Raw genomic sequence first — 22725 nt, 5'->3', positions numbered from 1 at the left:
GTAAACGTCACATTCGAATCCAGGACCACCGGACCCGCATTCACCGTGTTCTCCGCCAGCGTCTTGCTCCTATCGAGCCCGCTGAAGCCGGTTTTTGCCTTTGCCGCCATGACCGCAACTCTCCCTGACCAGAGTTGCAATTAGGGGTAGCTAAGCGCCGTGGCGCGGTCTAGGCGGTGACGGAACGGCTGGCGGAAGACGGAGCCGGCAAGCGACCAAAGGGCAACAGTGACGGGCGGCGGCGCCGGCCGCCCGCGGCAACGGCGGCGCGGGAACCGGAGCCCCTGCCCTACCAGCGCAGCAATCGGCTACCCACGAGCGCGCCCACCGCCGTCACCACCGCCACCGCGATGCTGTACCAGGCGAGGACGAACAGCGGGGAATCGTCCACGCAATGGAGGGCGTAGAGGGCGGCGCCGATGCCGCCCGCCGCGAGGCCCGCTGCGGCACCGGCCAGCGTCGGGTGGGTGGGGGCGCCGCGCCGCAGGGCGAGGAGGAGCGCGCCCAGTGCCGGGGCGGCGATCATGGGAATGAGCGTCGTGCAATAGATGGCATAGCGACCGACGAGTTCGTGCCGCCACTGGCTCGCGGGCGTCGTCACCAGCTCGGACGCGACACCCGCCGCAAGCAGAAGGGCCGGCACCAGCAGGGCCCGCGCTGCCCGTCCCACCGGCGCGCCGGGCTGCGACAGGCGCAGTGCCAGCACCACCGCCGATGCGGCGAGGGTGAGCGTCACCGCGAACTTGAAGGCGAGGCGCCATTCCACCAGTTGCGTCAGAAGATGCGGCCGCGGCGAAAGACGCAGGGCGAACACGCACGCCGCCGCCACGACGCCAACGACGAGCGCCAGCGCCAGCGTGCTCCTGAAGCTGCGTACCGGCCGCGCATCGGCGGCGAGGGCGCGTATGAGGTCATCGGTCTTCACGTCGTTCCTTCACTCCTCCCTCAGGCGGGCCGAAAGGCTCGCAAAGGCGCGATGCAGCGCCACGCGCACCGCGCCGGGCGTCATGCGCATCCGCTCCGCCGTCTCGGCGACGGAGGCGCCCTCCACCGCCACCGAGCGCAGCACCGCCTGCTGCTTCTGCGGCAGCAGGGCCAGGTGCTGTTCCACCTCCATGGCCCCGGTGTCGGGCCGCTCCTCCGGCGCCGGGAGGAATTCGGCGAAATCCTCCACCGGCACCTCCACCCGCCGCCCCCGCCGACGCAGATGGTCCACCATCTTGTTGCGGGCGATGGTCCAAAGCCAGGGCCCGAGGGGGTCCTCGGTGCGCCAGGTGTGCCGCTTCAGATGCACCGCCAGCAGCGTCTCCTGCACAATGTCCTCCGTCTCCGCCGTGGGCGCGCCAAGGCGGACAAGGCGGCGCTGGACCACCATGCGCAGCGCGGGCGCCAGCTCACGGAGCAAGTGCTCATAGGCCGCGCCATCGCCGGCAAGCGCGCTCCGCATCAATTGCGCCCACCGCAGTTCGCGGTCGTCCATCTACACGTTCCCGAGGGTCAGTTCGCACGCGCCCACCCGAACGTTACAGCCCGAACCGGCGACGCGCTCATTTTTCGCAAGGATCATTCTTCGCCGCTTCCCGCAAGGCAATGGGCGAAGGCGGGGCGCTTGGCCGCGCCACGCGGATATTGGCCGCTCCCGAACTTCGCCGCGCCATCGGAAATCGTGCAAGGCGCGGTGCGCAAAGAGGGCGATGGTCGGCCCGAAGGCCATCCTTTGCGCACCGCGCCTCATCCAGAGGCGGCGCGCAGCCGGGCAATTGCGCCCTGTCGAGGCAAAGCGCCCCCGGCGCCGGCCCGGGAACCACGCCCACACCTGCCGCATAGGAATATGCGCAAGTGCCCCTGCACATTTGCACCCTTCCGCACACGGGACACCACGCCATCATGAGCCGGCGCACCCACCGCCGCCCCACTGGCAGAAGAGCCCGATGACCGTCCAATATCCCCGCTTCAAGGCCGCCGCCTGCCACGCCTCGTCCGTCTTCCTCGATGCGGACAAGACCGCCGAGAAGGCCTGCGACCTCATCGCCGAGGCCGCCGCCAACGGCGCCGCGCTGGTGGTGTTCCCGGAATCCTTCCTGCCGGGCTTCCCGGTGTGGGCGGCGCTGCAGGCGCCCATCTACAATCACGGCTTCTTCCGCGCGCTGGTTGCTGAGGCGCAGAAGCTCTCGGACGGCGCCATCCGCACCATCCGCATGGCGGCGCGCCGGCACGGCGTCCACGTCTCCCTCGGCTTCACCGAGGGGACGGACGCCAGCGTCGGCTGCATCTGGAATTCCAACGTGCTGATCGGGCCGGATGGCGCGATCCTCAACCACCACCGGAAGCTCGTCCCCACCTTCTACGAGAAGCTGGTGTGGGCGAACGGTGACGCGCGCGGCCTGCGCGTCACCGCCACAGAGATCGGCCGGGTCGGCATGCTGATCTGCGGAGAGAACACCAATCCCCTCGCGCGCTATGCCCTGATGGCGCAGGGGGAGCAGGTTCACATCTCCTCCTATCCGCCGATCTGGCCGACCCGTCCCCCGGAGGAGGATGGCGCCTATGACCTGAAGCGCGCCATCGAGATCCGCGCCGGCGCCCATGCCTTCGAGGCCAAGGTCTTCAACATCGTCGCCTCCGGCTTCGTCGATGCCGCCATGCGCGAGGCCATGGGCAGCATGGGGAAGGCGAGCCTCGACGTGATGGACAATTCCCCGCGCGGCATCTCCATGGTGCTCGATCCCACCTCCCAGGTGGTGGGCGAGGTGCTGGGCGAGCACGAGGGCATCCTCTACGCCGAGATCGACACCGCCCGCTGCGTGGAGCCCAAGCAGTTCCATGACGTGGTGGGCTATTACAACCGCTTCGACGTGTTCCACCTGGAGGTGGACCGCTCCGCCCGCGAGCCGGCCTATTTCTCCGAGGGCGCAGCCATCGCCCGCGCCGCCGACGACGGGGCGCTCGACCCCACGGCGGACATGCTCTTCGCCGATGGCGCGGCCTGAATTTTCCTCGACCGGGGCCGGCAACGACCGGCGCCGCACGGCCTCACCAGAACAAACCCTTCCAGAGGATCATCACATGGCAACGGATCAAATGCTGGCCCGCCGAAAACTGCTCAATGTCGCGGGCGCGGCGCTCGCCGCACTGTCGCTGGCGACGGCGCCCGCGCTGGCCCGCGACACGGTGAAGATCGCCTTCATCGGCCCGCTCACCGGCGGCAATTCCGCCACTGGCCTCGGCGGCCGCAATTCCGCGTCGCTGGCCGTGGACCTGCACAACGCGAAGCCCGACGCCAAATACACCTATGAGCTGGTGCCCTTCGACGACGAGTGCAAGCCGAACGTGGGCGTGCAGGTGGCCACCAAGGCGGCCTCCGACAAGTCCATCATCGCCGGCATCACCCATTATTGCTCGGCGGTCGCCATCGCCACGGTGGACACCTACAACCGCTTCGGCCTGCCGGTGGTGGTGTGGGGCGCGGTGCTGCCGGAGATAACCTACGGCAACGACTACAAGGAGATCCACCGCGTCAACGGCACGATGATCAATGAAGGCAAGATGGCCGCGGAGTTCCTCACCAAGCAGGGCTTCAAGACCTTCGTCGTCATCCACGACACCACAGACTACGGCAAGGGCCAGAACAAGTATTTCGCCGAAAATCTGAAGCCCCAGGGCGGCGAAATCCTCGCCACCTTCCCGGTGCCGCCGGACCAGCAGGACTTCACCGCCGAACTCACCAAGGTGAAGGAGCTGAAGCCGGATGTGGTGTTCATCGGCGGCCTCACCCCCCTCGGCGTGCGCGTGCGCTCGCAGATGGACCGGCTCGGCATCCCGGCGCAGCTTGCCGGCGTCTCCGGCATCATGAGCGCCGGCTTCATCGAGGGCGCCGGCCCGGCAGCCGAGGGCACCGTCTCGTTCCACAACGGCGCGCCGCTGACCAAGTATGCCGACGGCAAGGCCTTCATGGACGCCTATGCCAAGGCCGGCTATCGCGAGGACCCGGACGCCTACGGCCCGTTCGCCTTCTCCGCCGCCAACCTCATCATGGACGCCATCGAGAAGGCCGGCCCGGACCGCAAGAAGGTGCGCGACATCCTCAACACCACCAAGGGCTACAAGGCGCTGGTGGGCGAGATCAATTTCGACGACCACCGGCAGAACATCGTCTCTGCCAACGTCTATGTCTCGCAGGACGGCAAGTGGATCTACTGGCCGGACAGTGCCTATGCGACGGGCACCAAGAAGCTGCCGGGCAAGGCAGCGAGCAACTGAGGGGCCGGCTCTGGCCCCTCCGCCCGTCATCCCCCGGCTTGTCCGGGGGATCCACCGCAGCGCTACGACCGACGCCTGGCTTTCGAGCAGCGACCCCGCGGCCAAGTGGATGCCCCGGACGAGCCGGGGCATGACAGCTCCCCTTCGCCCCCGGCGCCCTTCTTGCAGCGCGCCGGCCTGTGCTCCCCTTGAGAGACCTGCCATGGATCCCGGACTTCTCGCCCAATACCTGTTCAACGGGCTGATGCTCGGCACCATCTACGCCATCGTCGCGGTCGGCTTCTCGCTGTTCTTCGGCGTGCTGGACGTGATCAAATTCTCCCACGGTGACGTGGTGACGGTGGGCGCCTTCTCCGCCTTCGGGGCGGCGGGGCTGATGGCGGCGCTCGTCACCCTCTCCGGCCCGCTGGCGCTGGCGGTGGGGCTCATCGCGGCGCTGGGGGCGGGCGCGCTCTCCGGCGTCATCATCGGCCGGCTTTTGGTGCTGCCGCTGAAGAACGCGCCGGGCGTCAACGTGCTGCTCGCCACCCTCATGGCCGGCACCGTGCTGCGCGAGGCCATCCGCCTCGGCGTGCCCAACGGCGGTAATCCCAAGCCCTTCCCGGCCCTGCTGCCGGACGGCGTGCTGAAGGCGGGGTCGTTCAGCGTGGGGATCGACAGCGTGATCATCCTCATCGCCGGCCTCGCGGTGGTGCTGGCGACCCATCTCGTCATCACCCGCACCCGCCTCGGCCTTTCCATCCGCGCGGTGGCGCAGGACGAGGAGGTGGCGCAGCTCGCGGGGGTCAGCTTCAACCGAACCGTGCTTGGCACCTTCGCGCTGGGATCGATGCTCGCCGGCCTCGCGGGGCTGATGCTCGGGCTCTACTACCGGGAGATCAACTTCAACATGGGCGTCATGCTGGGCATCATCGGCTTTGCCTGCGCGGTGGTGGGCGGCCTCGGCAGCCTCATCGGGCCGATCATCGGCGGCTTTCTGTTCGCGGGCGTGCAGACCCTCGTCACCGTCGTCCTGCCCTTCACCAGCGCCTACAAGGACGTGGTGGCCTTCGCCGTCATCATCGCTTTGATCGGCCTCTTCCCCACCGGCCTCATCGCCGAGAAATCCAGCGAGCGGGTATGAGATGAGCATGGCGGACCTTGCCCCCTCCCTTCCCGCTGATACGACCCGCACCGGCGGCCGCGCGCGCCTCGCCGTGGCCGCCACGGTGGCCCTCCTGTTCGCCGGCGGCGGCTTCCTGCTCCACGCCGAACAGCAGGGCCAGGTGATCGCGCTGCTGGCCGCCTTCGTCGCGGTGTTCGCGCTGGCGGAGAAGGTGCCCGCCGGGCGTCGCATCGTCGGCCTCTGCCGCGCCCATCCCGGCACGGTGAACCTCACCGCCGCCCTCAGCATCCTCGCCATCGCCGCCGCGCTGCGCGAGGAGCATTACACGCTGCTGATGATGGCCACCGTCGCCCTGTTCGCCACTGCCGCCGCGGGCCTCACCTTGCAGATGGCCTTTGCCGGCGTGCCCAATTTCGCCGGGGCGGCCTTCTTCGCGGTGGGCGCCTATGTGGCGGCTCTCTTGGGGAATACGGGTATCCCGCACCTTCTCGTCCTGCTCATCGCCGGACTTGCGGCGGCGGTGCTGGGGCTGGTGCTTCTGCTGCCGGTGCTGCGCACGCGCGGCCATTATGCCGCCCTCGTCACCATCGCCTTCGGCCTTTTGCTGCGCGCCTTTCTGGAGGTGAACGACGTGCTGGGCGGCCCGCAGGGCATGAAGGTGAAATCCTTCTCTTTGTTCGGCCTCGACTTCAGCCGGATGACCGAGATCGGGCCCTACGACGTCTCCTTCTATCTGCCCTACGCGCTCGCCTCCTGCGCCCTGTTCGGCCTCGCCTTCTTCCTGGTGCGGCGGCTGGAGACCTCGTTCGTGGGCGTGGCGCTGGACGCGGTGCGCTCGGACGAGGTGGCGGCCAGCGTGTTCGGCCTCTCCATCGCCCGCTGGAAGGCCACGGCCTTCCTGCTCGGCAATGCCATGATCGGTGTCGCCGGCGCGCTCTACGGCATGATGAACGGCTTCGTGAATCCCAACAGCGCCAATTTCGGCGACAGCCTCATCATGCTGTCCATCCTTGTGCTGGGCGGGCTCGGCAATCTCTGGGGCGCCGTGGTGGCGGCGGTGGTCATCCTCGTCATTCCGGAGAAATTGCAGGCGATCCAGGAATTCCGCCTCGTCATCTTCGCCCTGCTGGTCATCGCCATCCTGCGCTTCCGCCCCTCCGGCCTCATGCCGCGCGCGGTGCGCGATTTCTCCGCGCTCGTGAAGGGAGGTTCCCGATGAGCCCGCTGCTCGCCTGCTCCGGCCTCACCATGCGCTTCGGTGGCCTGACGGCGCTGGACGCCCTCGACATCAGTGTCGGCAAGGGCGAGACCATCGGCCTCGTCGGACCGAACGGCTCGGGCAAGACCACCTTCTTCAATGTGCTCACCGGCCTCTACAAGCCCTCTGCCGGGGCGGTGCAGCTCGCCGAGCAGGACCTGTTCGCCCGCTCGGCGCAGGAGATCGGCCGGGCCGGCGTCGCCCGCACCTTCCAGCGCTCGCGGCTGATGCTGGACCAGACGGTGTTCGACAACATCGCGCTCGGGGCGCTCGGGCGGCTCGACCTCAGCCTCCTCTCCGCCCTCCTGCTGCGCGGCCGTTTCCGCCGCCAGCTGTCCGAGCTGGTGGAACGGGCGACCGCCCTCACGCGCCGGTTCAACCCGCAGATCGCGACCAATCTGTTCAAGCCGGCCGGCAGCTTCACCATGATCGACCGGCGCCGCATCGAGATCTGCCGGGCTTTGGTCGGCGCCCCGCGCCTGCTCTTGCTGGACGAGCCCTCCGCCGGCATGACCCATGAGGAGACGCGGGCGCTGATGGACGACCTCCTCGCCTTCCGGGAGGAAATGCCGGACCTCGCCATCGTCCTCGTGGAGCATGAGATGGACGTCATCCGCCGCATCTCGGACCGCTGCATCGTGCTCAACTTCGGCAAGAAGATCTTCGAGGGCCCGTTCGATGCCCTCATCGCCGACCGCGAGGTGCAGACCGCCTATCTCGGAGGCGCGCAATGAGCCGGCCCGAAGCCTCCCGCCGCCTCTCCGTCTCCGGCGTCACCACCGGCTATGACCGGGCGGACGTGCTGCACGACGTCTCCATCGAGGCGAAGCCCGGCCGCATCACCTGCATCCTCGGCGCCAACGGGGCGGGCAAGTCCACCCTCATCCGCTCCATCCTCGGGCTGACGCCGGTGCGGCGCGGATCGGTGGCGTTCGGCGGCGATACCATCACCAATCTCGCCACCCACCGCATCGCCGCGCTGGGCATCGCCACCGTGCCGGAGGGCAACCGCGTGCTGCCGCGCATGACCGTGCTGGAAAACCTCAAGGTCGGCGGCCTGCTCGAGAAGGACCGCCACCGGCTCGCCGCGCGCATGGAGCGCATGTTCGAGACCTTCCCGCGGCTGAAGGAACGTCGCAACCAGCTGGCCGGCACCCTCTCCGGCGGCGAGCGCTCCATGCTCTCCATCGCCCGCGGGCTGATGACCGATCCCGAGCTGATCGTATTCGACGAGCCGTCCCTCGGCCTGTCGCCCTTGTTCGTCTCGGAGGTGTTCCGCATCGTGCGGCAGCTGAAGGAGGAGGGCTACACCATCCTCCTCGTGGAGCAGAATGTGCGGCAGACGCTGGATGTGGCGGACGACGGCTATGTGCTGGCGCAGGGCCGCGTCGTCGCATCAGGCACCAGCGCGGCGCTCGCCGCCGATGGGGAGCTGCACAAGGCCTATTTCGGCGTTCATTGAACAATCAACAACACTTCGGGACGATACCCCATGGCCATGCCCGTCTATGACCGCGTCCATCCCCTGCGCAAGCCGAAGGGCTTCGAGCCAGTGGTGCAGCGCTGGTCCACCGCCTTTGCCAATAACTGCCGCGCGCTCTGCGTCGCCTTCCACGGGGTGCAGGGCAAGAGCGCGGAGGAGGTTCACGCCTCGCCCTTCTTCGGCTGGATCGAAAAGGTGCTGGCCCTGCCGGACGGCCCGACCGTCAGCGACCATGCCGCCTTCGTGGACCAGAACGGGCTCTATACCCACATTGTTGCCGCCTACTGGCTGGACGAGGCGAGGCGCGACCGCTTCCTCACTGACCCGGTCGTCGCCGGCTGGTGGGAGGACGCCGCCCGCCTCGCCGAGCCTACCGGCTATTTCCGCGAGAGCATGACCGTGCCGGTGGAGCGGCAGGAGAGCATTTACTGGCAGGACTATGCCGGCGGCCTCTCCGCCGCACCGGATGTGGCGCTCTATCCCACCCCGTGGTGCGGCTATTACGGCGCCATGCGCGACCGCATCCCGCTCGCCGCCGCCGACACGATGGCAAGCCCCGTTGCCGCCCTCGTTCCGGTGGAGCGTGAGACGAAGGGGGCGCGCTGGCGGCTCACCATCCCGCACAATTTCGCGGTCATCCGCTCCGCCGCCTTCTGGGGCCGCTGCGACCCCGAGCAGGCGGAGAACTACATGCGCGAGCTGCGCGAACCGCTGCTCAAGGGCATGGACTTCCTGAAGGAGAATGGCGAAGCCTCCGGCTGCGCCTCCCTGCGCTTCCAGCAGACCTGCGACGCGGCCGGCGTGCCGGTGCTGGAGACCCATGCGCTGGGCTATTTCCTCTCCCTCGGCCATCTGGAGAACTGGGCGGAGCACCACCCCACCCACGAGGCCATCTTCTCCGCCGCCATGGCCCGCTATCGCAAGTACGGCAAGGCCAACCAGCTGCGCACCTGGCACGAGGTGTTCGTGCTGCCCGAGGGCGACACGCACCAGTTCGAGTATGTGAACTGCGCGCCGGGCACGGGGCTGCTGGGTTTTTTGCCGGGGGAGCGGGTGTAGGGGCGCTCACGCGCCCTCCCCTCAAAACTCCGTCAGATAGGCCGCGTCCCGCTGCACCACCTCGGCGAGGTGCTGGAGCACGGCGCGGAAGCGGCCCATGAATTCCAGATCCTCGTGGACGCTCACATAGATGTCGCGCATCACCACCACCTCGTCGGTGAGGATGGGGATGAGGCGCGGATTGCTCTTGGCCGAGAACAGCGGCAGGAGGCCGATGCCGGCGCCGCGCGCCACCGCATTCTGCTGGGCGTGCATGGAGGTGGAGCGGAACGACACCTTCAGCGGCTCCAGCACATCCAGCAGCCAATGCACCGGCTGGATGGCGACCAGATCCTCCACATAATCCACGAAGGTGTGGGCGGGCAGCTCCGCCCGCGTCCTCGGCATGCCGAAGCGCCGCACATAGTCCGGCGCCGCATAGAGCGCGAGGCGGAAGGCGCCGAGGCGGCGCACGGCGAGGCGCTGGCCCTGCGGCGGCACGAAGGAGATGGAGATATCCGCCTCGCGCTTGGTGAGGTTGATGAGGTGGCGCTCGGTGACCAGCTCCACCACCAGCCCCGGCTCCTTCTCCGCCAGCTCGGCGAAGCGCTCGGCGAGATAGAAGGCGCCGATGCCCTCCATGGAGGCGACGCGCACATGCCCGCGCGGCGCGCTGGGGGCCGCCTGCAGCGTCTCCTCGACGCCCACCGCCTCCTGCTCGATGCGCTCGGCCACCGCGAACAGGCGATGGCCCGGCTCGGTCAGCACGAAACCGTCGGGCTTGCGATCGAACAGCTTGAGGGAGAGATCCTTCTCCAGCTCGCTGATGCGGCGGGAAACCGTCGTGTGGTCCACCTTCAGCCGCCGCGCCGCCGGCATCAGCCGGCCCTGCCGCGCCAGTTCGAGGAAGAAGATCAGGTCGTTCCAGTTGAACATGGCTGAAGATCCTCGGGCGCCCGCCCGGTGATAGCAGCAGCGGGCGCCCCGCCCAACCCCGCCCCGGTTGCAGGACACGGCACGCGAAGACACTGGAGCACGCGGAGACACGGGCGCGCGGATCGGATAAGCCTTGTCGCCTCACCCTGCCCTCTCGCCACCCGCCGCCCCACGGATCGCTCATGCCGGTGAATGACACGCTCGACGCCTTCGTCTCCCATGGCCATTTCGAGCTTGCCCCCACAAGCACGGGGCCGCTCGAAGGCCTCACCTTCGCGCTGAAGGACCTGTTCCATGTGGCCGGCGTGCCCACCGCGGCCGGGAGCCCGGCGTGGCTGGCGAGCCATGGGGTGCCGGACACGAGCGCCCCTGTCGTGGACATGCTGCTGGGTGCCGGCGCGCGCCTCGTGGGCAAGACCCATACGGACGAGATGGCCTGGAGCCTCAACGGCGAGAACCACCATTACGGCACGCCCATCAACCCCGCCGCGCCGGAGCGCATTCCCGGCGGCTCCTCCTCCGGCTCCGCGGCGGCGACGGCCGGCGGGCTGGTGGACTTCGCCATCGGCTCCGACACCGGCGGCTCGGTGCGGCTGCCGGCGAGCTATTGCGGCCTGTTCGGGTTGCGGCCGACCCACGGGCGCATCCCCATCGCCGGCGCCGTGCCGCTGGCGCCCTCCTACGACACGGTGGGCTGGTTCGCGCGCGATGCGCAGACCTTCGAGAAGGTCGGCGCCGTGCTGTTGGGCGACCCCGTGGTGCCCCCCGCGCCGCGGCTGCTGCTGGCCCGCGACCTGTTCGAGGCAGCCGGGCCGAAGGTGACGGCCGCGCTGGCGCCGGCCCTCGCACGCATGACCGCGCTTTATGGTCCGGCGGAGGCCGTGGACGTGGCCCACGGCGCCCTGCCCCACTGGCGCAATGTCTTCCGCATCCTGCAATCGGCCGATGCCTGGGCAGCGCATGCCGACTGGGTGCGCGCCGCGCAGCCGGACTTCGGCCCGGGCGTGAAGGAGCGCTTCGCCGCCGCCGCCACCCTCGATCCCGCCGAAGTGGCCGAGGCGCGCGCCTTGCGGGCGCAGGTGCGGGCGCGGATCGATGCGCTGCTGGGAGAGGACGGCATCCTCCTTCTGCCCACGGCGCCCGGCATCGCGCCCCTGCGCGGCACGCCCTTGGCCGATCTGGAGGCGTTCCGCGCCCGCGCCATCGAGCTTCTGTGCCTCTCCGGCCATGCCGGAACGCCGCAGATCTCCCTGCCGCTGGCGACGCTGGAGGGCTGCCCGCTCGGGCTCTCCGCCATGGCGCCGCGCGGCAAGGACGAGATGCTGCTCGCCTTGGCTGTCGCCGTCGCTCGCGCTCGATGATCGGCTGGGGCAGAGCGTCCGTCTGCGGATAGCACTGCCCCGCCTATTCCCTTGCGGTGAAGCCCAAGCCATTGTCCCGGGGATTGGCGGCGCCGCCCCGGGGGGAGGGGCATCGGGATGCACGAGATTTCCTTGATCGTCACCTGCCTCCTGATCGGCGTCCTGCTGCGCTGGTCCGGGAGGCTGCCCGACACCGCCACGAAGGCCTTCGGCGGCTGGGTCATCAATGTCGCGCTGCCGGCCACCGCCCTGCGGAGCGTCCATCACCTGAAGATGGATGACAGCTGGTGGCTGGCCGCGGCCACCCCCTGGATGGGCGCCCTCCTCGCCATCCTCGTCATCATGCCCCTGTGCCGCGCCCTCGGCTGGTCGCACCGGCGGGCCGGCGCATTGCTGCTGGTGGGCGGCTGGGGCAACACCTCCTTCGTCGGACTGCCCATGATCGCGGCCTTCGCCGGCAGCCAGTGGCTGGGGCTCGGCATCGTCATCGACCTGTTCGGCTCCTACCTCGCGTTGTCCACGCTGGGCCTCGCCATCGCCGCCGTGGCGAGCGCGGGGCATTTCGACTGGCGGGCGGTGGCGAAGCGGATCGCCACCTTCCCGCCCTTCTGGGCCATCCTCATCGCCTTCGCCACCAACGATCTGCCGCGCCCGGAGTGGCTCGACCATCTGGTCGAGGCGCTGGCCCAGACGCTCACCCCCATCGCCCTCGCGGCCGTGGGCTTTGCCCTTCGGCTGGATCGCTTTTCCGGCCGGGTCGGGGCGCTGGCGGTGGGGCTCGGCTATCGGCTGCTGCTGGCGCCGCTGGCCATCTTCCTGATGTATGCGGCGCTCGGGCGGACCGGCGATCCGATCGCGCAGGTGGCGATGCTGGAAATGGCCATGCCGCCCATGCTGGGCGCCAGCATCATCGCGCTGGATCACGATCTGGAGCCGGACCTCGTGGCGCTGGTCATCGGCATCGGCGTGCCGTTGTCCATGCTCACGGCGTGGATGTGGTGGGGCCTCGTCATCCACCCATGAGCGGCGGAGCACCGGCCGCAAATCCTTGAAAGTCCAGAGATTTCAGCCGGCAGGCGCTTATTCGTCAGGCCACTTTCTCAGGCGACTTGCGCCATCCGGTGGATCACCTTGTCGGCGATCAGGTCCCCCCCGCCGGCCGCGGCGAAGTTCGCCAGCGCCGCGCCGTCGATATGGGCGCGCCACTTGGCCTCCGTCTCCCAGGTCTCGACGAAGATCAGGATGCGCCCGTCGTCCAGCGACTGGTTCAGCTCGTAGCGCAGGCAGCCATCTTCCTTGTGCGTCTCCACCACCAGCTTTTCCTGAAGCGCGCGCAGGGCCGCCTCCTGCCCCTCCTTCGCGGTGATGATGGCGATGACGGTGAGGGGCGCTGCGCTCATGTCTCAATTCCCTAAAGCGTTTCCCCGCGAAGGGGGTACCGGTTCGCGGACAGGAAACGCGGTCTCGATCTCGGCCGCCCGGCGCGGCCGGCGCCACCATAGCGCATAGGCGGCGGGACGCACCCCTCCCCCGGCCCCGTTCTTGCTCGGCCATTCCCACACGCCCGCGCCCCGAGGAGCCGTGATGACCGAAGCCGACACCGCCACCCGCCTGCGGACCATAGCCTGCCCCGCCTGCCACACGGTGACGACCGTGCCGGCCGGCACGGACCCCCGCGCGCTTTCGTGCCCGGCCTGCGGCGGGCCGCTCTTCACCGGAAAGCCCATGACGCTCACCGCCGAGAGCTTCACCGCCCACACATCCGAAAGCGACCTGCCCCTCGTCATCGACTTCGGGGCGGACTGGTGCGGCCCCTGCAAGACCATGGCGCCGGTGTTCGAGGCGCTGGCCGCCGAGTTCGAGCCCCATGTGCGCTTCGCCAAGGTGGACACGGACAAGGAGCGGGAGCTGGCCGACTATTTCCGCATCAGCTCCATCCCCACCCTGAGCTTCATCGCCAACCGCAACGAGGTGGCGCGGGTGGCCGGCGCCCTGTTCGCGGGCGACCTCAGGCGCTGGCTCTATGACGCCCTCTCCCGTGCCGGGGAGGCAAAATAGGGGCGTCGGATTTCCGACAATTGGAAGGGGTCCGGGCTGGCCCTGATCTTGCGATGCGCCCTGCCGAAGCTTCACCGGACAGGATGCACGTGCCATGGCCTTCACTGTCATCTGCAACAAGGATGCCCTCGCCGAGGGCGCGATGGGCCTTTTCCAGGTCGGCAAGAAGAGCGTGCTGCTGGTGTGGCCGGCGGGCGGGGAGATCAAGGCCTATCGCGGCCGCTGCCCGCATGCCGACATGCCGCTGACGGAAGCCACCTTCGACGGCAAGACCCTCATGTGCACCCACCACATGTGGGGCTTCGACTGCGCCACCGGCAAATGCTCCACCCACCTCGTGCGCAATGCGCTGCATCCCTATGAGATCAAGATCGAGGGCGACGAGATCCAGGTGGATGTCGGCCCGGTGAAGCCCGCCCGGACGCCGGCCTGATCGCCGGTCGCCGGCTCTTCGCGCCTGTCCTATGCTGGGGCCGGGAGGCTCCGGCAATGACACAGAACGCGGGAACACAGCGCATCGTCGTGATCGGAGGCGGCTTCGCCGGCCTGTGGGCCGCCGCTGCGGCAGCGCGGGCGCGGGAGCTGTTCGGCATCGATCCCGGCACGCTGGAGATCGCCCTCGTGGCGCCGGAGGCGTTCCACACCATCCGCGTGCGCTGCTACGAGGACGACCTCGCCGCCATCCGCCTGCCGCTGGACGATCTGCTCGCCCCCATCGGCGTGAGGCGCATCGAGGCGGCCGTGACCGCCATCGATCCCGCCGCGCGGCGCCTCGCCACCGGGGCCGGGCCGCTCGCCTATGACCGGCTGATCCTCGCCGCCGGCAGCGCGCTGAGGATGCCGGACATTCCCCGCGCGCAGCCCATTTTCGACGTGGACAGCTACGCCGGTGCCGAGCGCCTCGCGGCGCACCTTGCCAGCCTCGCCGCCGGCCCGCGCGATGCGGCGGCAGGAACCGCCGTGGTCATCGGCGGCGGACTGGCGGGGGTGGAGATCGCCTGCGAGCTGCCGGGCCGACTGCGCAGCGTATTGGGGGACGACGCGCCGGTGCGCGTCGTTCTCGTGGATCGCCACGAAATCGGCGCGGCCATGGGTGCGGGCGCGGCCACCGTCCGCACCGCGCTCGCGGCATCCGGCGTGGAGGCGCGCGACCATGCGGGCATCGCGGCCGTGGAGGCGGACGGCGTGCGGCTCGCGGACGGCACTTTCATCCCCGCCCGCACGGTCATCTTCACGACCGGCACCCACGCGAGCCCGCTTGCCGGACAGCTCGGCGTGCCGCTCGACCGGCTGGGGCGGGTGGCGGTTGATGCCTTTCTGAAGGTGGAGGGCGTCACAGATATTTATGCGGCGGGGGATTGCGCGGTGGCGGCGGCGGACGATCTCGGCCACGTCACCGTCATGTCCTGCCAGCACGCCCGCCCCATGGGCCGCCTCGCCGGCCACAATGCGGTATGCGACCTCGCCGGCCGGCCGCAAGACCGCGTCGCCTTCTCCGCACCGGATTATGTGACGGTGATGGACCTCGGCCCCGAGGGCGCCGTCTACACCTCCGGCTGGGATCGCGGAACGCTGGTCGCGTCGGGTGCCGCCGCCAAGACGGTGAAGCAGACCATCAATTGCAGCCGCATCTACCCACCTGTGCCGCCGACGAAGGAGGCGATGTTCGCCGCCGCCGCACCGGTCTTGCAGGCGCCACCGGCGACGAAGTGAACCGCCCTCGCGCCCCGGACGCATGGAGCGACAGCGGAATGCGATCCGGGGCCCAGCGCAAGGAGCCGCCGAAGGCGCTTCCGAACTCCGGCGCTCCCCGGCATTGACCGCTGCGCGGAATTTCTGCGCTGGACCCCGGATCGGCGCTCCGGCTGTCGCCGTCGCTTGTCCGGGGAACGGCTCACCGCATCTCGGCGAGGAAGGCGCGGACCTCTTCGGGGTTCACGTCCTTGGCGATGAAGGCTTCGCCGATGCCGCGCACGAGGATGAAGGTCAGCGCGCCACGGCTCACCTTCTTGTCCTGGGCGATGAGGGTCATCAGCCCGTCCGTGTCGGGCAGTTCGCCGGGCACGTCGGAAATCTTGGTCGGCAGGCCCACGGCCTCCAGATGCCGCACCACCCGCGTCACGTCCTGCCCGGAGCACAGACCGAGTTTCGCCGAGAAGGCGAAGGCGAGCGCCATGCCGATGGCGACGCCCTCGCCATGGAGCAAGCGCTGGGAATAGCCGGCGCCGGCCTCCAGCGCGTGACCGAAGGTGTGGCCGAGGTTGAGCAGCGCGCGGTCGCCGGTCTCCTTCTCGTCGCGGGCGACGATGGCGGCCTTGGCCATGCAGCTTGCGGCCACGGCGGTGATCCGCTCCTGCCCGCCGCCGATCACGCCCGGCCAATCGCGCTCAAGGGTCTCGAACAGCGCGTAGTCGCCGAGCAGGCCGTATTTCACCACCTCGGCATAGCCGGCCTTCACCTCGCGCACCGGCAGGGTGTTCAGCGCGGCGGTGTCGGCCAGCACCAGCACGGGCTGGTGGAAGGCGCCGATGAGGTTCTTGCCCTGGGGCGAGTTGATGCCGGTCTTGCCGCCAACGGAGGAGTCGACCTGGGAGAGCAGCGTCGTCGGCGCCTGCACCACGTCCACGCCCCGGCGCAGCACCGAGGCTGCAAAGCCCGCGAGGTCGCCCACAACGCCACCGCCCAGCGCGAGCACGAGGTCGCGGCGCTCGATGCGGGCGGCGATCAGCCCCTCCACCACCTGCTCCAGCCCCGGCCAGCCCTTGGTCTTCTCGCCGGGCGGCACGACGATGGCGGTGTGGGGGATGCCGGCAGCGTCCAGCGAGGCGGCAACGGTTGCGAGATGGCCGGCGGCCACCACGTTCTCGTCGGTGACGATGGCGACGCCCGCGCCCTTGCGCAGGGCCGTCACATGGGTGCCGGCCTCGGCCAGCAGGCCAGGGCCGATATAGATGTCATAGGGCTTGCCGGCCACGTCCACGCGCACGGTGCTGCGGGTGATCTCGCCCATGGGGAGGCCTTCCGCCTCGGCGGAGATGGCGGTGGCGGAGGAGAGGGGCGCCATGGCAATGCTTTCGGGATGCGCGACGAGATGGGCGTGGACGGCGCCGATCACCTCTTCCACCACCAGTTCGTGGACCACGTCGCGGCTGTCCACGGTCACGTCGGCGAGGGCATAGGTGTCGGCCCGCTGGGCGTGGAGCGCGGCGAGCTTCTGCGCCGGGTCGCCCTGGGCGAGGAGGGGGCGGTCGGTGCGCTTCTTCACGCGTCGCAGCAGGGTGTTGAGATCGGCCCGCAGCCAGACGGAGACGCCATGACGTCCCACCGCCGCGCGGGTGTCCGCATTCATGAAGGCGCCGCCGCCGGTGGCGAGCACGCAGGGGCCGGACTGCAGCAGGCGCGCGACCACGCGCTTCTCGCCCTCGCGGAACTCGGCCTCGCCGTGGCGGGCGAAGATTTCCGGAATGCTCATGCAGGCGGCGCGCTCGATCTCCTCGTCGGCATCGACGAAGGTGAGCCCCAGCCGTTTCGCAAGGCGCCGCCCCACGGAGGACTTGCCGGCGCCCGGCATCCCCACCAACACGATGGAGCGTCGCCCCAGCCGCTTCAGCATCTCGGGGGAGGAGATCGGCCCCGTCGTCTCGGTCTCGCCGGTGCGGGGCTCGGGGAACTTCTGCGTCTGCACCGGTGGGCCTCGTTCAGCGCGCTCAGGACGGATGGGGGATCGGGCCTCAAGGATTTCCACCCTTGCCGAGCCTGCGGCTCTAGCATCCGCCGCGCGAGCGGGCAATCAGGGCTGTCCCCAGCCCCGGCGTCCGCAGGCCCCCTCCATCCCCAGCCGACAGCCCTGCCACGGGCAACGCCCCAATCACCCTCCCGGCCTACCGCCGCAAGGCTTTGCCCCTTCACAAACCGAGGCGTGGCCGTAGTTTTGTGCCTCTTGACTCACGCGGACTCTAGACAACAGCCCCCCGATTCGATTCCAATGGCCTTGATTCGGAGAGATGCGGCACGTCCCTCCAGATCGAGGACGTGGGGGCGTGGGACTTAGGCCGTCCGGTGCCCCCGGAGACCCGGAGGAGACCGGCGATGGCACGCGCCAACGCTGCGAGCGTAGGCGCGCGCGACCAAGCCATGCGAGGCCTGGCAAGGTCGATCGCGCGCCCTGCCTACCAGCGCCTGCTGGATGCGGAGCCGGTCCTGCGCCGGATCGTCCCGGCCCTCATTATCACCTTCCTCGGCGTCATCGGCGTCGGCGCGGTCGTGCAGGTGCACGCCCACCGCGTCGCCGAGCTGAACAACGCCAAGGACGACATCGCCCTCCTCGCCCTCGCCACCGCCGATGCGCTGACGCTGCGCGCGGGCAATGCGCTCGCCAAGGTGCCCGGCGCCCTCGCAGAGAGCCTGCCCCCCCGCGCCACCGAGGCCGGACGGCGGGTGTTCGTCACCGACGGGCAGGGCCACGTCATCGCCGCCGCCCCGACAGGCGAGGCTCCGGCCAATCTCTCCGACATTCTCGATCCCTCCCAGCCCCTCGTCATCTTCGCCGAGCGGGCGGGCGTGCTCGAAGTGCCCTACGGCACCGGGACCGCGCTCGCCACCGTGCGCAATCTCCAGGCGCCGCTGGGCCAGATCGTCTATCTCCAGCCCACCGAGAAGGCGCTCGCCGCGTGGTCGGACACCACCACGCTCACGGTGACGCTGTTCACCACCACCGGCGCGGTGCTGCTCATCCTCGGCTTCTCCTTCCACTGGCAGGCGAGCCGGGCGCGTGAGGCGGACGTGATCTACGAGACCGTACGCCGCCGCATCGACACCGCCCTCAACCGCGGCCGCTGCGGCATGTGGGACTGGGACATGGCCCGCGGGCGCATGTACTGGTCCGACACCATGTTCGAGATCCTCGGGCTGGAGCACCGGGACGAACTCGTCTCCTTCGGCGAGATCTCCCGCCTCGTGCATCCCGACGACGGCGACCTCTACGAGCTGGCGCAGGAACTCGCCGAGCGGCCCGGCACCCCGGTGGATCGGGTGTTCCGCATGCGCACGGCCAAGGGCGACTTCGTGTGGCTGCGCATGCGTGCCGAAGTGGTGCAGCAGGCGGGCGAGGACGGCCCCCACCTCATCGGCATCGCCATGGATGTCACCGAGGCGCAGCGCATGGCGGAACGCACCGTCACCGCCGACATGCGCCTGCGCGACGCCATCGAGAGCATTTCCGAGGCGTTCGTGCTGTGGGACAGCCAGAACCGCCTCGTGCTGTGCAATTCCAAGTTCCAGTCGCTGCATGAGCTGCCCGACGAGACCATCGTCGCCGGCACGCCCTTCGACACCATCGCCTCGGTCGGCCGCCACCCGGTGACGCGCACCCCGCTGAAGCCGGAAGACAAGCCGGAGGAAGGCTCCCGCGCGTTCGAGGCGCAACTCTCCAACGGCCGCTGGCTGAAGATCGCCGAGCGCCGCACCAAGGATGGCGGCTACGTCTCCGTGGGTACGGACATCACCACCATGAAGCGCCACGAAGAGCGCCTCATGGACAATGAGAAGCGCCTGATGGCGCTGGTCGCCGACCTGCGCAAATCCCAGCAGACGCTGGAGCATCAGGCCCAGCAGCTCGCGGAACTCGCCGAGAAGTATTCGGAAGAGCGCAACAAGGCCGAAGACGCCAACCGCGCCAAGAGCGAATTCCTCGCCAACATGTCCCACGAGCTTCGCACGCCGCTCAACGCCATCATCGGCTTCTCGGAGATCATGGAGAGCGGCATGTTCGGCCCGCTCGGCTCGGCGAAGTACGCGGAATACTGCTCCGACATCAAGGGCTCTGGCACTTACCTCCTCGACGTCATCAACGACATCCTCGACATGTCGAAGATCGAGGCGGGCCGCATGCAGCTCGAGGTGGAGAACGTGGCCCTCGGCGAGATCATCGCGGACGCCATGCGCGTCACGGCGGTGAACGGCGACGAGAAGGGTGTGGCCATGACCATGGAGGCCGCCGACAACCTCGTCATCAAGGGCGACCGCCGCGCGCTGAAGCAGATCCTGCTCAACCTCCTCTCCAACGCCGTGAAGTTCACCCCCGAGGGCGGGCGCATCGCGGTGAAGGCGCGGGTGAACGGGGCGGCGGCGGTGATCGCCATCGAGGACACCGGCATCGGCATCGCCAAGGGCGCGCTCGCCCGCATCGGCCGGCCGTTCGAGCAGGTGGAGAGCCAGTTCACCAAGACCCACAAGGGGTCCGGGCTGGGGCTCGCCATCGCCAAGTCGCTGGTGGAACTGCACGGCGGCGCCATGCGCATCCGCTCCATCGAAGGCTCCGGCACCACCGTCTTCGTCCGCCTGCCGGTGGACGGCCGCGCGGCGAACTCCAACGAGACGCCGAGGCTGGCTGCGGTGATGTGAGGGAGCGGGGGCGTCCACGTCCCTCCCTCTGACAAGCCCCTCCCATCGGCCACCGTCCCACCTACCCTCAGCCGTCATCGCCCGCCTCGTGCGGGCGATCCACTTCGGGGCCAGAGGGGGGTTCCCGGATTTTGCGATAGGCGGACGAACGGAGGAGTGGATCCCCCGGACAAGCCGGGGGATGACGCCCCCCAAGCGTCATGGCCGCGTCACCCGTTGTCATTCCCCGCCGCCAGCCCGAACGGCCCGGCTGTGATCCTGAGGCAGAAGCCGACGCCCGCCGCATAATCGATCACGCCATCGGCCCAGCGCCCCGGCGGCACGTCCGACAGCACCAGCGACAGACCGCCCGCCTCCAGAGACGGCCCAGCGGGCGTGGGATCGCCCGGCCGCAGGAACACCGCCGCCACCTCGCGACACGGGCTGCCGTCCAGCCAGAAGGTGGCGCCGGGATCAAGCCGCACATCCCCGGAGAGCGGGGTATCAGCGACCACATCGCGGCAGGCGGAGAGAGCGGCCACTGCCGCGTCCGAGAGCGTCACCGCAGGCGCGCCCGTTGCCCGGTCGCCGATCAGCAGCGCGTCGTATCCCTCGTCCCACATCGCCTGAAGCGGCACCATGCCGGGCCAGCGGATCTCGGGGCCGAGCGCCCCCAGCCGCGCCCCGCGTGCGACCCAGCGCGGCCAATCCGAGCCGCCGAGGGCGCGGAAGCGGTTGTCCGCCCCGCTCACGGGATCGCGCAGGAAGAAGCCGTCGCCCTCGGCATGGTCGATGATGCGGCCATCGAGCGCCGCGTGGTCCCCATCGTCGGTGATGAAGAGGATGAGGAGGTCCTCCACTGTCTGGGCCAAAGCCCGCAAGTCCGCGCTCCGCGAGGCCGGTTCGACGACGACATGGAGCACCTCCGCCTCCCCATCGCCGTCGCGCGAAACGGAACCGACAGAGACGATCAGCAGCCCCGGACCGCCGTCCTCGGCCTGCGAACACGTCGCGACCAGCGCCGTCATCTGCCGGCGCGCATCCGGCGTGAGGCGACAGGTGACCGGACGAAGCCCCTCCAGCATGACGATCCCCCCAAGCAGCCGCGCCACGCTAGCCCCCGTCCCGTGGCGCCGCAACGGCACCTGCCCTTGCACGCGACCGCGCGGAGCCGTTAAGCCTGTCGGCTGCGGGTGCACGGCACGATGCCCGCCACCGGAGGCCGCCCCATGATGACCCCGCTCAGCCTCGCCCGTCTCTTGCTCACCCGCCCCCTCCTCGCCGCCCTCCTCGCGACCGCGCCCCTCCCCGCTTTCGCCCACGACCCCATCGACGGCTCGAAGCCGCCGCCGCAGACCTCGGGCGTCTCCATCCAGCCCGGCCAGATCGCGCGGGCGGTGAAGGAGATCGACTCTCTGGCGCAAGAGATGATGGCGCGCTCCGGCGTGCCCGGCCTCGCCGTGGTGGTGGTGCAGGACGGCAAGGTGCTGGCCCTCAAGGGCTATGGCGTGCGCAAGGCGGGCGAGGCGGCGCCGGTCGATGCCGACACCGTGTTCCAGCTCGCCTCTTTGTCGAAGGCGGTGGGGGCGGGCGTGGTGGCGCATGAGGTGGGCAAAGGCCGGGTGAAGTGGGACATGCCGGTGCGCACCCTGCTGCCGTGGTTCGCACTGAGCGACCCCTGGGTGAGCGACCACGTCACCCTCGCCGATCTCTACAGCCACCGCTCCGGCCTGCCGGACCATGCGGGCGACGAGTTGGAGAGCATCGGCTTCGACCGCCGGCAGGTGCTGGAGCGCTTGCGGCTGCTGCCGCTCGCCCCCTTCCGCGCCAGCTATGCCTATACCAATTTCGGCCTCACCGCCGCCGCCGAGGGTGTCGCCACAGCCGCCGGCAAGGAGTGGGCGGACCTCTCGCAGGCGGTGCTCTACAAGCCCCTCGGCATGGCGGCGACCTCCTCGCGCTTCGCCGATTTCATGGCCCGCCCCAACCGCGCCATCCCCCATGTGCGGGCGGACGGGAAGGCGGACGGCAGCTTCGTGCCGAAATATCAGCGCGATCCCGATGCCCAGGCGCCGGCGGGCGGGGTGTCCTCGTCCGCGCGAGACATGGGGAAGTGGCTCGCCTTCGTGCTGGGCAACGGCACGGTCGAGGGCAAGGAGATCGTTCCCGCAGCCGCGCTGCTGCCGGCCATGCGGGGCGAGACCATCTCCTCCCCCGCTTATGCGGTGGATGCCCGCCCCGGCACCTATGGCTACGGCTTCGGCGTCGGCGTCTCCCCGGCCGGGCGGGTGACGCTGGACCATTCCGGCGCCTTCATCCTCGGCGCGGCGACGAACTTCGTGCTGCTGCCCTCGGAGAAGCTCGGCATCGTCGTGCTCACCAATGCCCAGCCCACCGGCGCCCCCGAGGCGCTGGCCATGAGCTTCATGGACTTCGTTCAGTTCGGCGGGCTGACGCGGGACTGGTACGCCGCCTACCAGCCTCTCATCATGCCCATGTACAAGCCGGCCGGCGACGTCGTGGGCAAGGCGCCGCCGCAGAAGCCGGAGCCGGCCAAGCCGCTGGCGAATTATACCGGCACCTATGCCAACGCCTATTTCGGCGACGCCACGGTGGCGGAGGAGGCCGGCGGCCTCGTGCTCATCATCGGCCCCCTGCCCCGCCGCTACCCCCTCGCCCACTGGAGCGGCGACACCTTCACCTTCCGCCCGGTGGGCGAGGAGACGTTCCCGCCGGGCACCATCTCACAGGTGAAATTCGCCGACGGGCGGATGAGCGTGGAGATCTTCAACGACAACGGGCTCGGCACCTTTGCCCGCAAGTGAGAGCGCCTGAAGGGAGAGCG

The 22725-nt window shown here is 69.6% G+C and carries 20 protein-coding genes; 14 read left to right on the top strand and 6 right to left on the bottom strand.

Features of this window, described 5'->3' with window-relative positions:
• Window positions 1-289 precede the first annotated feature (289 nt).
• The gene (locus ACE3QW_RS00185; RefSeq protein WP_029554873.1) at window positions 290-925 is read right to left on the bottom strand and encodes an NrsF family protein; all 636 of its coding nucleotides are present in this window, start codon (window positions 923-925) and stop codon (window positions 290-292) included.
• Between the two features lie 9 nt (window positions 926-934).
• Entirely contained in the window at window positions 935-1480 is a 546-nt protein-coding gene (locus ACE3QW_RS00180) for a sigma-70 family RNA polymerase sigma factor (protein ID WP_024278211.1), read from the bottom strand.
• A gap of 451 nt (window positions 1481-1931) precedes the next feature.
• Between ACE3QW_RS00180 and ACE3QW_RS00175 the strand changes: the two genes are divergently transcribed.
• From ACE3QW_RS00175 to ACE3QW_RS00145, 7 genes are all read left to right on the top strand, one after another.
• Window positions 1932-2990, top strand: coding sequence for a carbon-nitrogen hydrolase family protein (locus ACE3QW_RS00175; RefSeq protein WP_374249950.1), 1059 nt, complete (start codon window positions 1932-1934; stop codon window positions 2988-2990).
• A 76-nt stretch (window positions 2991-3066) separates the two neighbouring features.
• Window positions 3067-4260 (top strand): branched-chain amino acid ABC transporter substrate-binding protein, encoded by a 1194-nt coding sequence (locus tag ACE3QW_RS00170; protein ID WP_374249949.1) that lies wholly within the window; start codon window positions 3067-3069, stop codon window positions 4258-4260.
• Window positions 4261-4462: 202 nt separating this feature from the next.
• Complete coding sequence (locus ACE3QW_RS00165) at window positions 4463-5383, top strand: branched-chain amino acid ABC transporter permease (protein WP_374249948.1); 921 nt, start codon at window positions 4463-4465, stop codon at window positions 5381-5383.
• A gap of 7 nt (window positions 5384-5390) precedes the next feature.
• Complete coding sequence (locus tag ACE3QW_RS00160) at window positions 5391-6584, top strand: branched-chain amino acid ABC transporter permease (RefSeq protein ID WP_374249947.1); 1194 nt, start codon at window positions 5391-5393, stop codon at window positions 6582-6584.
• Window positions 6581-7357: an ABC transporter ATP-binding protein gene (locus ACE3QW_RS00155; RefSeq protein WP_374249946.1), complete on the top strand. Its 777-nt coding sequence runs from the start codon at window positions 6581-6583 to the stop codon at window positions 7355-7357. Before ACE3QW_RS00160 ends, ACE3QW_RS00155 begins: the two co-directional genes overlap by 4 nt.
• The gene (locus ACE3QW_RS00150; protein WP_029554880.1) at window positions 7354-8085 is read left to right on the top strand and encodes an ABC transporter ATP-binding protein; all 732 of its coding nucleotides are present in this window, start codon (window positions 7354-7356) and stop codon (window positions 8083-8085) included. The genes ACE3QW_RS00155 and ACE3QW_RS00150 overlap by 4 nt, the downstream gene beginning before the upstream one ends.
• 30 nt (window positions 8086-8115) lie before the next feature.
• On the top strand, window positions 8116-9165 hold the full coding sequence (locus ACE3QW_RS00145; RefSeq protein WP_374249945.1) for a phenylacetaldoxime dehydratase family protein: 1050 nt from the start codon (window positions 8116-8118) through the stop codon (window positions 9163-9165).
• Window positions 9166-9186: 21 nt separating this feature from the next.
• Here the strand turns inward: ACE3QW_RS00145 and ACE3QW_RS00140 are convergent, their stop codons facing one another.
• Complete coding sequence (locus ACE3QW_RS00140) at window positions 9187-10080, bottom strand: LysR family transcriptional regulator (RefSeq protein ID WP_024278203.1); 894 nt, start codon at window positions 10078-10080, stop codon at window positions 9187-9189.
• Window positions 10081-10262: 182 nt separating this feature from the next.
• Here ACE3QW_RS00140 and ACE3QW_RS00135 point away from each other — a divergent pair, with 182 nt between their 5' ends.
• On the top strand, window positions 10263-11441 hold the full coding sequence (locus tag ACE3QW_RS00135; protein WP_374249944.1) for an amidase: 1179 nt from the start codon (window positions 10263-10265) through the stop codon (window positions 11439-11441).
• Window positions 11442-11558: 117 nt separating this feature from the next.
• Window positions 11559-12464: an AEC family transporter gene (locus ACE3QW_RS00130; protein WP_374249943.1), complete on the top strand. Its 906-nt coding sequence runs from the start codon at window positions 11559-11561 to the stop codon at window positions 12462-12464.
• Window positions 12465-12541: 77 nt separating this feature from the next.
• Here the strand turns inward: ACE3QW_RS00130 and ACE3QW_RS00125 are convergent, their stop codons facing one another.
• Window positions 12542-12841: a putative quinol monooxygenase gene (locus ACE3QW_RS00125; protein ID WP_374249942.1), complete on the bottom strand. Its 300-nt coding sequence runs from the start codon at window positions 12839-12841 to the stop codon at window positions 12542-12544.
• A gap of 184 nt (window positions 12842-13025) precedes the next feature.
• Here ACE3QW_RS00125 and ACE3QW_RS00120 point away from each other — a divergent pair, with 184 nt between their 5' ends.
• The 3 genes from ACE3QW_RS00120 (at window position 13026) to ACE3QW_RS00110 (ending at window position 15212) form a co-directional block, all read left to right on the top strand.
• The gene (locus tag ACE3QW_RS00120) at window positions 13026-13499 is read left to right on the top strand and encodes a thioredoxin family protein (protein WP_374249941.1); all 474 of its coding nucleotides are present in this window, start codon (window positions 13026-13028) and stop codon (window positions 13497-13499) included.
• 94 nt (window positions 13500-13593) lie between these two features.
• On the top strand, window positions 13594-13932 hold the full coding sequence (locus tag ACE3QW_RS00115) for a Rieske 2Fe-2S domain-containing protein (RefSeq protein WP_374249940.1): 339 nt from the start codon (window positions 13594-13596) through the stop codon (window positions 13930-13932).
• A 56-nt stretch (window positions 13933-13988) separates the two neighbouring features.
• Window positions 13989-15212, top strand: a complete 1224-nt coding sequence (locus ACE3QW_RS00110; RefSeq protein WP_374249939.1) for an NAD(P)/FAD-dependent oxidoreductase — start codon at window positions 13989-13991, stop codon at window positions 15210-15212.
• 181 nt (window positions 15213-15393) lie between these two features.
• On the opposite strand, the gene aroB is transcribed toward ACE3QW_RS00110, so the two are convergent.
• Window positions 15394-17184 carry a 3-dehydroquinate synthase gene (aroB, locus tag ACE3QW_RS00105; RefSeq protein ID WP_374249938.1) on the bottom strand — a complete coding sequence of 597 codons (1791 nt, stop codon included), beginning with the start codon at window positions 17182-17184 and terminating at the stop codon, window positions 15394-15396.
• 404 nt (window positions 17185-17588) lie between these two features.
• Here aroB and ACE3QW_RS00100 point away from each other — a divergent pair, with 404 nt between their 5' ends.
• Window positions 17589-19901, top strand: coding sequence for a PAS domain-containing sensor histidine kinase (locus tag ACE3QW_RS00100; RefSeq protein WP_374249937.1), 2313 nt, complete (start codon window positions 17589-17591; stop codon window positions 19899-19901).
• Between the two features lie 209 nt (window positions 19902-20110).
• Here ACE3QW_RS00100 and ACE3QW_RS00095 read toward each other — a convergent pair whose 3' ends face one another.
• On the bottom strand, window positions 20111-20992 hold the full coding sequence (locus tag ACE3QW_RS00095; protein WP_374249936.1) for a hypothetical protein: 882 nt from the start codon (window positions 20990-20992) through the stop codon (window positions 20111-20113).
• 117 nt (window positions 20993-21109) lie between these two features.
• Here ACE3QW_RS00095 and ACE3QW_RS00090 point away from each other — a divergent pair, with 117 nt between their 5' ends.
• Window positions 21110-22705, top strand: a complete 1596-nt coding sequence (locus ACE3QW_RS00090) for a serine hydrolase (protein WP_374249935.1) — start codon at window positions 21110-21112, stop codon at window positions 22703-22705.
• Window positions 22706-22725: the final 20 nt, after the last annotated feature.

Origin of the sequence: Xanthobacter sp., from assembly GCF_041911315.1 — a bacterium.
Classification (GTDB): Bacteria; Pseudomonadota; Alphaproteobacteria; order Rhizobiales; family Xanthobacteraceae; genus Xanthobacter; species Xanthobacter aminoxidans.
This window is presented reverse-complemented; position numbering and strand designations above follow the sequence as displayed.